The following is a 13,048-nucleotide window of genomic DNA, read 5'->3' as shown; positions in this document are numbered from 1 at the left end:
CGGGGATGGTTGTGCACTCCCGTCGAGCGTCAGGGGGCTTCACCCTGCTCGAGCTGATGGTCACCTTGGCGGTGTTGGCGATCCTGATTTCCATCGCCGCACCGTCATTCACCGACGCTACGCTGTCCGGCAAGCTCAGTGCCAGCGCCAATGATCTGGTGGCTGGCGTGGTCCTGGGGCGCAGTGAGGCGATCAAGCGCAACAAGGTGGCCAAGATGTGCGTGTCCAGTGATGGCAGCACCTGTGGTTCCGGTGGCTGGGAGCAGGGCTGGATCATCCTCGTCGACACTACCGTAATTGAGAAGCACGCGGCGGCACCCGCAGGCTTCAAGATTACCTCCAGCGTCACGCATATCGATTTCCAGCCATCCGGTGTCGGCAGTACCCAGGCGAGCATCACGGTCTGCCGGGCTATGCCCACTGTGGGCACGCAGGAGCGGGTGGTGGAGGTCAGCGCGACCGGGCGGGCCTACGTCAGCAAAACCACCGCCGGAAGTTGCTCGTAGGGCGGCGGCTGTGCATAGCGGCAAGGAGTGGCGCGCTGGAGCTGGGAAGCCCTCTTGCAACCGGCGAATCCAGAGCTGTTCACGCACATTTGCGTAGGTCGATTTGCCGGGACTCGCACGAATAATGGACGATGTAGACGTTCATCGAATCGCTGTACAGCTCTTCTATAAGCTGGCGACTCTTCTTTCGCTCACGAACGCGAGTGGCTTCGGATCCAATCAATGCCCCCTGCTCGGGCACGGCCGAGAGCCACCCTTGCGCTACGCATTCTGTTGAATGTCGTCCCGTTACGCCAAAATTACGCCACAAGAAACAAAAAAGCCTGTAACTTCAATGTGTTACAGGCTTTTAATGGTGCCTCGGGAGAGACTCGAACTCTCACTCTGTCGCCAGAAACGGATTTTGAATCCGCCGCGTCTACCGATTCCGCCACCGAGGCAATGGCGGCGCAGTATAGGGAGACGCTCTGCGTCGGTCAATCCGCTTGATTGGTCAGAATTTGGCAATTCCAGTAAGATATGCGGCCCTTCGAGATAGCTCCCCTTCATGCGCGTCGCTGACTTTCATTTCGATCTGCCCGAGGCGTTGATCGCCCGCCATCCACTCGTCGAACGCCGCGCCAGCCGTCTGCTGGTGCTGGATGGCCCGAGCGGCGAGCTTGGCCATCGGCAATTCGCCGACCTTCTCGGCTTCCTCCAGCCGGGCGACCTGATGGTGTTCAACAACACCCGGGTCATTCCTGCTCGCCTGTTCGGCCAGAAGGCTTCCGGCGGCAAGCTGGAAATCCTCGTGGAGCGTGTACTGGACAGCCACCGCGTGCTGGCCCATGTGCGCTCCAGCAAGTCGCCCAAGCCCGGATCGAAGATCCTTATCGACGGCGGTGGCGAGGCGGAAATGCTGCAGCGCCATGACGCACTGTTCGAGCTGTGCTTCAGCGAGGAGGTGCTGCCGCTACTGGAACGTGTCGGCCATATGCCGCTGCCGCCCTATATCGACCGCCCGGACGAGGATTCGGATCGCGAGCGTTACCAGACCGTCTACGCCGAGCGTGCCGGTGCCGTGGCCGCGCCCACTGCCGGTTTGCATTTCGACGAGGCGTTGCTGGAGGCCATCCGCGCCAAGGGGGTGGAGACCGCCTTCGTCACCCTGCATGTGGGCGCTGGTACCTTCCAGCCGGTGCGGGTCGAGCGCATCGAGGACCACCACATGCACAATGAATGGCTGGAAGTCGGCCAGGACGTGGTCGATGCCGTGGCCGCCTGCAAGGCACGTGGCGGCCGGGTGGTGGCCGTGGGCACCACCAGTGTGCGCTCGCTGGAGAGTGCCGCTCGCGATGGGGTGCTCAAGCCCTTCAGTGGCGATACCGACATCTTTATCTTCCCGGGCCGGCCCTTCCATGTGGTCGATGCCCTGGTGACCAATTTCCATCTGCCCGAATCCACGCTGCTGATGCTGGTTTCGGCCTTCGCCGGCTACCCGGAGACAATGGCCGCTTATGCGGCTGCGGTGGAGCAGGGCTATCGCTTCTTCAGTTACGGCGACGCCATGTTCATCACCCGCAATCCGGCGCCGCGCGGCCCTGAGGACTGATCCATGAGTTTCATGAAATTCGAACTGCTGGCCACCGAGGGCAAGGCCCGTCGCGGCCGCCTGACCTTCCCGCGCGGTGTGGTGGAGACCCCGGCGTTCATGCCGGTGGGCACCTACGGCACCGTGAAGGGCATGCTCCCGCACGACATCGAGGGTATCGGTGCGCAGATCATTCTGGGCAATACCTTCCACTTGTGGCTGCGTCCCGGCACCGAGGTCATCCAGAAACACGGCGACCTGCATGACTTCATGCAGTGGAAGGGGCCGATCCTCACCGACTCGGGCGGCTTCCAGGTGTTCAGCCTGGGCGCGCTGCGCAAGATCAAGGAGGAGGGCGTGTACTTCGCCTCGCCGGTGGATGGCGCCAAGGTTTTCATGGGTCCGGAAGAGTCGATGGCGGTGCAGCGTGCGCTGGGCTCGGATATCGTGATGATCTTCGACGAGTGCACCCCGTATCCGGCCGAGTTCGACGTGGCAAAGCGCTCCATGGAGCTGTCGCTGCGCTGGGCCAAGCGCTCGAAGATCGCCCACGGCGATAGCCCGTCGGCGCTGTTCGGCATCGTCCAGGGCGGCATGCACGAAGAGTTGCGCATGCGTTCGCTGGAAGGCCTGCAGGACATCGGTTTCGACGGCCTGGCGATCGGCGGCCTGTCGGTGGGCGAGCCCAAGGAAGAGATGATCCGCGTGCTGGACTTCCTGCCGCCGCAGATGCCGGCGGACAAACCTCGTTACCTGATGGGTGTGGGCAAACCCGAGGACCTCGTGGAAGGTGTGCGCCGGGGCGTCGACATGTTCGACTGCGTCATGCCGACTCGCAACGCGCGCAATGGCCACCTTTTCGTCGACACCGGGGTGATCAAGATCCGCAATGCGGTGCACAAGCACGACGAATCGCCGCTGGATCCGACCTGCGACTGCTACACCTGCCAGCACTTCTCCCGCGCCTATCTCTACCACCTGGACAAGTGCGGGGAAATGCTCGGCAGCATGCTCAATACCATCCATAACTTGCGGCATTATCAGCGGCTTATGGCTGGTTTGCGCGAGGCAATCCAACAGGGTACATTGGCGAACTTTGTCGACGCCTTCTACGCCAAGCGCGGCCTCCCCACGCCGCCGCTGGTCGAGTGACCTCATTCCAAGTCTTTGTCACAGGAGTTTTAAATGAGCTTTCTGATTCCCGCTGCCTACGCTGACGCTGCAGCTCCCGCCGCCGCTGCCGGCCCGGCTGGCACCGGTTTCGAGTGGGTGTTCCTGGTCGGTTTCCTGGTCATCTTCTACCTGATGATCTGGCGTCCCCAGGCCAAGCGTTCCAAGGAGCACAAGAACCTGATCGCCGGCCTGCAGAAGGGTGACGAAGTCGTCACTTCCGCAGGTATCGCCGGCAAGGTGACCAAGGTTGCTGACGATTTCGTCGTAGTCGAAGTCTCCGACAGCGTCGAGCTGAAGTTCCAGAAGGGCGCGATTGCCGCGACCCTGCCGAAAGGCACGCTGAAGGCCATCTGAGCCAACCAACAGAAACCCAATCGACGGGGCGCATGATGCGCCCCGCGTCATAACGGGCGGTGTCATGCTCAACAAGTATCCCCTGTGGAAGTATCTGCTGATCCTGGCGGTCCTGGCCGTTGGTTTCATCTACTCCGCACCCAACCTCTACCCGGATGACCCGGCCGTGCAGATCAGTGGTGCGAGCACCGCGCTGCAGGTGTCGCAGGCCGACCTGGACAAGGCCGGCAAGGCGCTGGCCGATGCGGGCATCGCCGTCAAGGCGGGTAGCCTCGGCAAGAACAGCGGCCTGATTCGTCTGGCCAGGCAGGAAGATCAGCTGCCGGCCAAGGACATTGTCCGCCGCGCGCTGGGTGACGACTACGTAGTCGCCCTGAATCTGGCCCAGACCACTCCGAACTGGCTGCGCAATATCGCTGCTCACCCGATGAAGCTGGGTCTCGACCTGTCCGGTGGTGTGCACTTCCTGCTGGAAGTGGACATGGACAAAGCCGTCGACGCCCGCATGAAGGTTTACGAAAGCGAGATCAAGAGCGCCCTGCGCAAGGATCGCGTGCGCTATCGCAGCCTGCCGGCGCAGGATGGCGGCATCCAGCTGGGCTTCACCGAAGAAGCCGACCTGGACAAGGCCAAGTCCCTGATTGCCAAGGACTACCGCGATTTCGAAGTCACCCAGAGCGAGCGCACCGGCATGCAGGTGCTGCGCCTGGGGATGACCCCGGCGAAGCTGGCGGAAATCCGCGAGTACTCGATCAAGCAGAACCTCACCACCGTTCGCAACCGTGTGAACGAGCTGGGCGTGTCCGAGCCGCTGGTGCAGCGCCAGGGCGCCAATCGTATCGTGGTCGAGCTGCCGGGCGTGCAGGACACCGCCGAAGCCAAGCGTATCCTCGGCAAGACCGCCAACCTCGAGTTCCGCCTGGCCGCCGAGCCGGACGCGATCAGATCCGCCACCGAAACCTTCGAGTTCCGTGAGCCGCGTCGTCCGCCGGCAACCCTGGAGCGTGGCGTGATCATCACCGGTGACCAGGTCACCGACGCCAGCGCCAGCTTCGACGAGAACGGCCGCCCGCAGGTGAACATCCGTCTGGATGGCCACGGCGGCGAGCTGATGAACCGCGCGACTCGTAACAACGTCGGCCGCAGCATGGCGGTGGTGTTCATCGAGCAGAAGCCGATCACCCGCTACGCCAAGCAGGTCGTCGACGGCGTCGAGCAGGAAGTCGCGGTTCCGGCGTTCAAGGAAGAGAAGAAGATCATCAGCCTGGCGACCATCCAGTCGCCGCTGGGTAACCAGTTCCGCATCACCGGCCTGGACGCTCCGGGTGAATCCTCTGAACTGGCCCTGCTGCTGCGTGCCGGTGGCCTGGCGGCACCGATGTACTTCGCGGAAGAGCGCACCATCGGCCCGAGCCTGGGTGCGGACAACATCGCCAAGGGCATCGACGCGTCCCTGTGGGGCATGGTCTTCGTGTCCCTGTTCATCATCGTGATCTACCGCTTCTTCGGCGTGATTGCCACCGTCGCCCTGGCGTTCAACATGGTCATGCTGGTGGCGTTGATGTCGATCCTCGGTGCGACCCTGACCCTGCCGGGTATCGCGGGTATCGTACTGACGATGGGTATGGCGGTGGACGCCAACGTGCTGATCTTCTCGCGGATACGCGAGGAACTGGCGGCGGGCATGTCCGTGCAGCGGGCGATCCATGAAGGCTTCAACCGCGCCTTCACTGCGATCCTCGACGCCAACCTGACCTCGCTGCTGGTCGGCGGCATCCTTTACGCCATGGGCACCGGCCCGGTGAAGGGCTTCGCCGTGACCATGTCCCTCGGCATTATCACCTCGATGTTCACGGCCATCCTGGTCACCCGCGCGATGGTCAACCTGATCTTCGGCGGCCGCGACTTCAAGAAGCTGTGGATCTAAGGGGCCTGAGATGAACATCAAGATCGGTACTATCAACTTCATGGGCGTGCGCAACATTGCGTTCGCCGCGACCCTGATCCTGACCCTGATCGCCCTCGGCAGCTGGTTCGTCAAGGGCATCAACTTCGGCCTCGACTTCACTGGCGGTACGTCGATCAAGCTGGCCTACGAGCAGCCTGCCGACCTTGCCAAGGTGCGTGAGCAACTGGTTGCCGCCGGTTTCGGCGAGGCCGTGGTGCAGAGCTTCGGCGACACCAGGGACGTGCTGGTGCGCATGCCCAGTGAAGATCCGGAGCTGGGCAAGAAGGTCGCAGCGGCCCTGCAGCAGGCCGACTCCACCAACCCGGCGAAGGTGAATGGCGTCGAATATGTCGGCCCGCAGGTGGGTGAGGAACTGCGCGACCAGGGCGGCCTCGGCATGCTCCTGGCGCTGGGCGGCATCCTGCTGTACGTCGGCTTCCGCTTCCAGTGGAAGTTCGCCCTGGGTGCGATCCTCTCGCTGGTCCACGACGCCATCATCGTGATGGGCGTGCTGTCGTTCTTCCAGATCACCTTCGACCTGACCGTGCTGGCCGCGGTACTGGCGGTGGTGGGCTACTCGCTGAACGATACCATCGTGATCTTCGACCGGGTGCGCGAGAACTTCCGCGTGCTGCGCAAGGCCAGCCTGATCGAGAACATCAACATCTCGACCAGCCAGACCCTGCTGCGGACCATCGCCACCTCGGTGTCGACCCTGCTGGCCATCGCCGCGCTGCTGTTCTTCGGTGGCGACAACCTGTTCGGCTTCTCCATCGCCCTGTTCGTGGGTGTGATGGCGGGTACCTACTCGTCGATCTACATCGCCAACGTGGTGCTGATCTGGCTGAATCTGTCCAGCGAGGACCTGATTCCGCCACCGAGCAAGGAAGCTGACGAGCGCCCGTAATAGAGCGTCTCCAGGCCTCCACGGAAAACTCCCGCTACGGCGGGAGTTTTCGTTTGTCGGTTATGTGTAACGAACCGGCCGGAACTTTCTTACACTTTGATCGCTCCAAGGCAAGGTAAAGGGCAGAGCCCGAACGAGACGAAAGACCAGGAGGTTTATGTGAACAAGTCGTTGCTCATCGGTACCGTGCTGGGCGCTGTAGGCGTGACTGCCGGTGGCGCCGTGGCCACTTATAGTCTGGTGGATCGCGGGCCTGAATATGCCGAGGTGCTCGCTGTCCAGCCGGTCAAGGAAACCATCAAGACGCCTCGCCAGGTCTGCAAGGACGTCGCCGTGACTCACCAGCGTCCTGTGAAGGACACCCACCAGATCGCCGGTACGGCGATCGGCGCCATCGCTGGCGGCCTGCTGGGCAACCAGATCGGCGGCGGCAACGGCAAGAAGATCGCCACCGTGGCGGGCGCCATCGGCGGTGGTTATGCCGGTAACAAGGTGCAGGAAGGCATGCAGGAGCGTGACACCTATACCACCACTGAAACCCGCTGCAGCACCGTCAACGACACCAGCGACAAGGTCGTCGGTTACGACGTGAAGTATCTGCTGGACGGCAAGCCCGGCCAGGTCCGCATGGATCGCGATCCGGGTTCGCAGATTCCGGTCGACAAGAGCGGCCGCCTGATCCTGGGTCAGCAATAAGCAGTCGCCAGGAGTGAACGAAAAAGGCGCCCAGCGGGCGCCTTTTTCTTTATCTGGCTTTTCGTAGGAGCGAGCTTGCTCGCGAATCGCCCGGAGCCGTAGCGTCAGAATGATAAAGCTTCGCGAGCAAGCTCGCTCCTACAAGGAAAGCGTTCTCGCAGGCCCGGCAATGCCAGGCTTTTTCATCCGTGTCTCGGGCTCAGCGCTTGAGCGACGGCGGCAGGTGCGGCTGGATGCTGGTCAGCAAGGCCTTGAAGCACTTGGTGTTGCCGGCGACGATCTGGCCCTTCTCGAGGAACTCGTGACCACCGGTGAAATCGCTCACCAGGCCGCCTGCTTCCTGGATCAGCAGGGCGCCGGCTGCCATGTCCCATTCGGACAGGCCGAACTCCCAGAAGGCGTCGTAACGGCCGGCGGCAACGTAGGCCAGGTCCAGGCTGGCGGCGCCGGCGCGGCGGATGCCGGCGGTCTGGCCGACCAGGCTGCGGAACATGCCCAGGTACGCGTCCAGGTTGTCCATCTGGCTGTCGCGGAACGGGAAGCCGGTGCCGAGCAGGGCGCCTTCCAGGCTCTTGCGGTTGCTCACGCGCAGACGGCGGCCGTTCAGCGCGGCGCCGCGGCCACGGCTGGCGGTAAATTCTTCCTGGCGAACCGGGTCGAGAACCACGGCGTGCTCGAGACGGCCGCGGTATTTGCAGGCGATACTGATCGCGAAGTGCGGGACGCCGTGGATGAAGTTGGTGGTGCCGTCCAGCGGATCGATGATCCACAGGTAGTCGGCGCCTTCGCCGCTGCCTTCGAGCATGCCGCCTTCTTCGCCCATGATCCCGTGGTTCGGGTAGGCCTTGCGCAGAGCGGTGACGATGGAGAGCTCGGCAGCGCGGTCGACCTCGGTGACGTAATCCTTGGCTTCTTTTTCGTTGACCGAGAGGGTGTCCAGGCGTTCGATGGAGCGGAAGATCAGTTCACCGGCGCTGCGAGCGGCGCGCAGGGCGATATTCAGCATAGGCTGCATGGAGAGGTCACCTGGGTCGTTAAAGAAAGCCGAACATTCTAGCAGAAAGCCGTGGCGTTCATAGAGCGACCTGTCGCCTGCGTGGCGCAAGACCCACCGCTGCGGTAGGATTCCCTCCCTTTTTCGCTTTTGTGTGGAGTCGCTGGCGTTGCTCGACAGAATACGCGTGGTGCTGGTCAATACCAGTCATCCCGGCAATATCGGCGGAACGGCCCGTGCGATGAAGAACATGGGCCTGTCGCGCCTGGTGCTGGTCGATCCGATGGATTTCCCCAGTGGCGAAGCGCGCGCCCGTGCTTCCGGCGCCGATGACATTCTCGATGCGGCTGTGGTCGTGCCGACCCTGGAAGACGCCCTGGCCGGTTGCAGCCTGGTGCTGGGCACCAGTGCGCGCGACCGCCGCATTCCCTGGCCGCTGCTCGATCCTCGCGAGTGCGCCACCACCAGCCTGCAGCACGTGCAGCAGGGTGGCGAGGTCGCGCTGGTGTTCGGTCGCGAATATGCGGGTTTGACCAACGAGGAATTGCAGCGATGTCAATTCCATGTGCATATCCCGGCCAATCCCGAGTTCAGCTCGCTGAACCTGGCGACGGCGGTGCAGGTGCTGGTCTACGAGGTGCGCATGGCGTGGCTGGCCGTTCAGGGGCAGCCGACCAAGCAGGAGAAGGTCGAGTCCACCGCGATGCTCAACAGCGTCCCGGTGACGTCGGATGAGCTGGAGCGTTTCTACGCGCACCTGGAGTCGACCCTGGTGGATATCCAGTTCCTCGATCCGCAGAAGCCGCGCCACCTGATGTCGCGCCTGCGTCGCCTGTATGGCCGCAGCGGCGTCAGCAAGCTGGAGATGAATATCCTGCGGGGTATTCTCACCGAAACACAGAAGGCTGCCCGTGGGGAGCTTTCCAAGCGGAGTGATGAAGATGTTTGAGCGTGTGCGCGAAGATATCCAGAGCGTATTCCATCGTGACCCGGCGGCGCGCAACGCCTTCGAGGTGCTCACCTGCTACCCGGGGCTGCACGCGGTGTGGCTGCATCGCCTGGCCCATGCCTTGTGGGCGTCCGGCTGGAAGTGGCTGGCGCGCATGGTGTCGAACTTCGGTCGCTGGATGACCGGCATCGAGATCCACCCGGGCGCGAAGATCGGTCGGCGCTTCTTCATCGACCACGGCCTGGGCATCGTTATCGGCGAGACCGCCGAGATCGGTGATGACGTGACCCTCTACCAGGGGGTGACCCTGGGCGGCACCAGCTGGAACAAGGGCAAGCGTCACCCGACCCTGGCCGACGGTGTGGTGGTGGGCGCGGGCGCCAAGGTGCTTGGCCCGTTCACCGTGGGCGCCGGCGCCAAGGTTGGCTCCAATGCCGTGGTGACCAAGGAGGTACCGCCGGGGGCGACCGTAGTGGGTATTCCCGGTCGGATCATCGTGAAGGATGACGACGAGCAGCAGGCCAAGCGCCAGGCGATGGCCGAGAAGCTCGGCTTCGATGCCTATGGTGTCGGTCAGGACATGCCCGACCCGGTGGCGCGTGCCATCGGCCAGTTGCTCGATCATCTGCAGGCGGTGGATGGTCGGCTGGAAGGCATGTGCAAGGCGCTGACAGCTCTAGGCAGCGATTACTGTGCGAAAGATCTTCCGGTTCTGCGGGAAGAGGACTTCGCCGGAGTCAAGGACGAGGAGAGCAGCAAGTCGGCGCAGTGATGCGCCGACGCGGGCTCTCTGCTAACATACCGCGCCGTTCGCTGGTTAATTCCGACTAAAGTAATAGGACTTATAGTTGACCTAAATAGTCGGATAAGAGCATACTCCTCCTACACCAGCGATTCTTCCGGATGTCCCCATGCGATTGACCACCAAAGGCCGCTATGCCGTCACCGCCATGCTCGATCTGGCGTTGCACGCCCAGCGTGGCCCGGTTTCTCTCGCCGATATCTCCGAGCGCCAGGGTATCTCCCTGTCCTACCTGGAACAGCTGTTCGCCAAGTTGCGCCGTGGCAACCTGGTGGTCAGCGTGCGTGGCCCCGGTGGCGGCTATCAGCTGTCCCGCGATACGACCGGCATCCACGTCGCCCAGGTGATCGATGCGGTCAACGAGTCGGTCGACGCCACCCGCTGTCAGGGTCAGGGCGACTGCCACTCCGGCGATACCTGCCTGACCCACCACCTGTGGTGCGACCTCAGCCAGCAGATTCACGAGTTCCTCAGCGGCATCAGCCTGGCCGACCTGGTCGAGCGCCGCGAAGTTCAAGAGGTGGCCCAGCGCCAGGATGAGCGCCGTTGCACGGGCAAGACGCCACGCCTCGACAAGATTGAAGCGTCCGCCATCGATTGAGCGAACGCCCGCCTGTAGGAGTTACCTGATGAAATTGCCGATTTACCTCGACTACTCCGCCACAACCCCGGTGGACCCGCGTGTCGCTCAGAAAATGGCTGACTGCCTCCTGGTAGATGGCAATTTCGGCAACCCGGCTTCGCGCTCCCACGTCTTCGGCTGGAAGGCCGAGGAAGCGGCTGAGAACGCCCGTCGCCAGGTCGCCGAGCTGGTCAATGCCGACCCCCGCGAAATCGTCTGGACCTCCGGTGCCACCGAGTCCGACAACCTGGCCATCAAGGGTGTCGCGCACTTCTACGCCACCAAGGGCAAGCACATCATCACCTCGAAGATCGAGCACAAGGCGGTCCTGGATACCTGCCGCCAGTTGGAGCGCGAAGGTTTCGAGATCACCTACCTGGAACCGACCCCCGAGGGCATCATCACCCCGGCGATGGTCGAGGCCGCCCTGCGTGACGACACCATCCTGGTCTCGGTCATGCACGTGAACAACGAAGTCGGCAGCATCAACGACATCGCCGCCATTGGCGAACTGACCCGCTCGCGCGGCATCCTGCTGCACGTCGACGCCGCCCAGTCCGCCGGCAAGGTGGACATCGACCTGGAGAAACTCAAGGTCGACCTGATGTCCTTCTCCGCACACAAGGTCTACGGCCCCAAGGGCATGGGCGCGCTGTACGTGCGCCGCAAGCCGCGCGTGCGCCTGGAAGCCCAGATGCACGGTGGCGGCCACGAGCGCGGCATGCGTTCGGGCACCCTGGCGACCCACCAGATCGTCGGCATGGGCGAAGCCTTCCGCATCGCCAAGGAAGAAATGCACCAGGAAATGGCCCGCATCGAAGGCCTGCGCAAGCGCTTCTTCGATCAGGTGCAGGACCTGGAAGAGCTGTACCTCAACGGTAGCGCCACTTCCTATGCGCCGAACATCCTCAACGTCAGCTTCAACTACGTCGAAGGCGAGTCGCTGATGATGTCGCTCAAGGACCTGGCCGTCTCGTCCGGTTCCGCCTGCACCTCGGCCTCGCTGGAGCCGTCCTACGTGCTCCGCGCCCTGGGCCGCAACGACGAACTGGCGCACAGCTCCATCCGTTTCAGCTTCGGCCGCTTCACCACCGAAGAAGAGGTCGATTACGCCGCCAAGAAGGTGGTGGAAGCCGTTTCCAAGCTGCGTGAACTCTCGCCGCTGTGGGATATGTTCAAAGAGGGTGTCGACCTGTCCAAGGTCGAATGGCAGGCCCACTGACCCGCCCCATAGAAGTGAGGATTAGCCATGGCTTACAGTGACAAGGTCATCGACCACTACGAAAACCCGCGCAACGTCGGCAAGCTCAATGCCGAGGATCCGGACGTCGGCACCGGCATGGTCGGCGCACCGGCCTGCGGCGACGTGATGCGCCTGCAGATCAAGGTCAACGAGCAGGGCGTCATCGAAGACGCCAAGTTCAAGACCTACGGCTGCGGTTCGGCCATCGCCTCCAGCTCCCTCGCCACCGAGTGGATGAAGGGCAAGACCCTGGATGAAGCCGAATCCATCAAGAACACCACCATCGCCGAAGAACTGGCCCTGCCGCCGGTGAAGATCCACTGCTCGGTACTTGCCGAGGACGCCATCAAGGCGGCCGTACGCGACTATAAGCAGAAGAAAGGTCTGCTCTGAAGCGATTCGCAAGTTAAGGAGTTCACATGGCCATCAGCATGACCGAAGCCGCCGCCAGTCACGTTCGCCGTTCCCTCGAAGGGCGCGGCAAGGGCGAGGGCATTCGTCTTGGCGTGCGCACCACCGGGTGTTCGGGTCTTGCCTACGTGCTGGAGTTCGTCGACGAACTGGCAGCCGAGGATCAGGTGTTCGAGAGCCACGGCGTGAAGGTCATCATCGACCCGAAAAGCCTGGTCTATCTCGACGGCACCGAGTTGGACTTCACCAAGGAAGGCCTCAACGAGGGCTTCAAGTTCAACAACCCGAACGTGCGCGGTGAGTGTGGCTGCGGCGAAAGCTTCAACGTCTGAGGTCGGGTGTGGGTAGTCCCTGTCACTTCGCGCTGTTCGACCTGCAGCCGGGCTTCCGGATCGATCTGGAGGTGCTGGGCAACCGCTACCGCGAGCTGGTGCGAACCGTCCACCCTGATCGTTTCGCCGATGCTTCCGAGCGCGAGCAACGGCTGGCGCTGGAAAAAGCCGCCGAACTCAACGACGCCTACCAGACGCTGAAGAGCGCGCCGCGCCGTGCCCTGTACCTGCTGGCCCTGCGCGGTGACGCGCTGCCGCTGGAAGCCACGGTGCAGGATCCGGAGTTCCTCCTGCAGCAGATGCATCTACGCGAGGAGCTGGAAGACCTGCAGGACAGCGCCGATCTCGATGGCGTGGCGCAGTTCAAGCGCCAGTTGAAATCGGCCCAGCAGCAACTGGACTCCGAGTTTGCCGATTGCTGGGATGACGCCGCCCGCCGTGACCTGGCCGAACGCCTGGTGCGGCGCATGCAGTTCCTCGACAAGCTGGCGCAGGAAGTGCGGCAGCTGGAAGAGCGACTCGACGATTAATCCGCGCGGCC

General features: G+C 63.0%; 15 protein-coding genes and 1 tRNA gene. 14 read left to right on the top strand and 2 right to left on the bottom strand.

Annotation, left to right across the window (positions count from 1 at the left end; all coding sequences use genetic code 11):
* Positions 1–5 precede the first annotated feature (5 nt).
* Positions 6–506 carry a GspH/FimT family pseudopilin gene (locus H681_RS19060; protein WP_015478517.1) on the top strand — a complete coding sequence of 167 codons (501 nt, stop codon included), beginning with the start codon at positions 6–8 and terminating at the stop codon, positions 504–506.
* Positions 507–859: 353 nt separating this feature from the next.
* Here the strand turns inward: H681_RS19060 and H681_RS19055 are convergent.
* Positions 860–946, bottom strand: a tRNA-Leu gene (locus H681_RS19055).
* A 107-nt stretch (positions 947–1,053) separates the two neighbouring features.
* Between H681_RS19055 and queA the strand changes: the two genes are divergently transcribed.
* The 6 genes from queA to H681_RS19025 all read left to right on the top strand — a co-directional run bounded on the left by queA (position 1,054) and on the right by H681_RS19025 (position 7,154).
* Positions 1,054–2,097 carry a tRNA preQ1(34) S-adenosylmethionine ribosyltransferase-isomerase QueA gene (gene queA / locus H681_RS19050; protein ID WP_015478516.1) on the top strand — a complete coding sequence of 348 codons (1,044 nt, stop codon included), beginning with the start codon at positions 1,054–1,056 and terminating at the stop codon, positions 2,095–2,097.
* Positions 2,098–2,109: 12 nt separating this feature from the next.
* Complete coding sequence (tgt, locus tag H681_RS19045; RefSeq protein WP_015478515.1) at positions 2,110–3,228, top strand: tRNA guanosine(34) transglycosylase Tgt; 1,119 nt, start codon at positions 2,110–2,112, stop codon at positions 3,226–3,228.
* A gap of 33 nt (positions 3,229–3,261) precedes the next feature.
* A complete protein-coding gene (yajC, locus tag H681_RS19040; protein ID WP_015478514.1) occupies positions 3,262–3,603 on the top strand; it encodes a preprotein translocase subunit YajC in 342 nt (113 codons plus the stop codon).
* 64 nt (positions 3,604–3,667) lie between these two features.
* Positions 3,668–5,530 carry a protein translocase subunit SecD gene (secD, locus tag H681_RS19035; RefSeq protein WP_015478513.1) on the top strand — a complete coding sequence of 621 codons (1,863 nt, stop codon included), beginning with the start codon at positions 3,668–3,670 and terminating at the stop codon, positions 5,528–5,530.
* Positions 5,531–5,540: 10 nt separating this feature from the next.
* Positions 5,541–6,458, top strand: coding sequence for a protein translocase subunit SecF (gene secF, locus H681_RS19030; RefSeq protein WP_015478512.1), 918 nt, complete (start codon positions 5,541–5,543; stop codon positions 6,456–6,458).
* Positions 6,459–6,617: 159 nt separating this feature from the next.
* The gene (locus H681_RS19025) at positions 6,618–7,154 is read left to right on the top strand and encodes a glycine zipper 2TM domain-containing protein (protein WP_015478511.1); all 537 of its coding nucleotides are present in this window, start codon (positions 6,618–6,620) and stop codon (positions 7,152–7,154) included.
* A gap of 199 nt (positions 7,155–7,353) precedes the next feature.
* Here the strand turns inward: H681_RS19025 and suhB are convergent, their stop codons facing one another.
* Positions 7,354–8,169, bottom strand: coding sequence for a type III secretion system regulator SuhB (gene suhB, locus H681_RS19020; protein WP_015478510.1), 816 nt, complete (start codon positions 8,167–8,169; stop codon positions 7,354–7,356).
* 148 nt (positions 8,170–8,317) lie between these two features.
* Here suhB and trmJ point away from each other — a divergent pair, with 148 nt between their 5' ends.
* From trmJ to hscB, 7 genes are all read left to right on the top strand, one after another.
* Entirely contained in the window at positions 8,318–9,097 is a 780-nt protein-coding gene (gene trmJ, locus H681_RS19015; protein ID WP_015478509.1) for a tRNA (cytosine(32)/uridine(32)-2'-O)-methyltransferase TrmJ, read from the top strand.
* Positions 9,090–9,869 (top strand): serine O-acetyltransferase, encoded by a 780-nt coding sequence (cysE, locus tag H681_RS19010; RefSeq protein WP_015478508.1) that lies wholly within the window; start codon positions 9,090–9,092, stop codon positions 9,867–9,869. The genes trmJ and cysE overlap by 8 nt, the downstream gene beginning before the upstream one ends.
* Positions 9,870–10,008: 139 nt before the next feature.
* On the top strand, positions 10,009–10,500 hold the full coding sequence (gene iscR / locus H681_RS19005; RefSeq protein ID WP_015478507.1) for a Fe-S cluster assembly transcriptional regulator IscR: 492 nt from the start codon (positions 10,009–10,011) through the stop codon (positions 10,498–10,500).
* A gap of 28 nt (positions 10,501–10,528) precedes the next feature.
* Positions 10,529–11,743 carry an IscS subfamily cysteine desulfurase gene (locus tag H681_RS19000; protein WP_015478506.1) on the top strand — a complete coding sequence of 405 codons (1,215 nt, stop codon included), beginning with the start codon at positions 10,529–10,531 and terminating at the stop codon, positions 11,741–11,743.
* Positions 11,744–11,770: 27 nt separating this feature from the next.
* On the top strand, positions 11,771–12,157 hold the full coding sequence (iscU, locus tag H681_RS18995) for a Fe-S cluster assembly scaffold IscU (RefSeq protein WP_015478505.1): 387 nt from the start codon (positions 11,771–11,773) through the stop codon (positions 12,155–12,157).
* Positions 12,158–12,183: 26 nt separating this feature from the next.
* Complete coding sequence (gene iscA / locus H681_RS18990) at positions 12,184–12,507, top strand: iron-sulfur cluster assembly protein IscA (protein WP_015478504.1); 324 nt, start codon at positions 12,184–12,186, stop codon at positions 12,505–12,507.
* 8 nt (positions 12,508–12,515) lie between these two features.
* Positions 12,516–13,037, top strand: a complete 522-nt coding sequence (gene hscB / locus H681_RS18985; protein WP_015478503.1) for a co-chaperone HscB — start codon at positions 12,516–12,518, stop codon at positions 13,035–13,037.
* The last annotated feature ends 11 nt before the right edge of the window (positions 13,038–13,048 follow it).

This window comes from Pseudomonas sp. ATCC 13867 (assembly GCF_000349845.1).
GTDB lineage: Bacteria > Pseudomonadota > Gammaproteobacteria > Pseudomonadales > Pseudomonadaceae > Pseudomonas.
The sequence above is the reverse complement of the archived record's forward strand: the minus strand, read 5'-3'. Positions and strand labels throughout refer to the sequence as shown.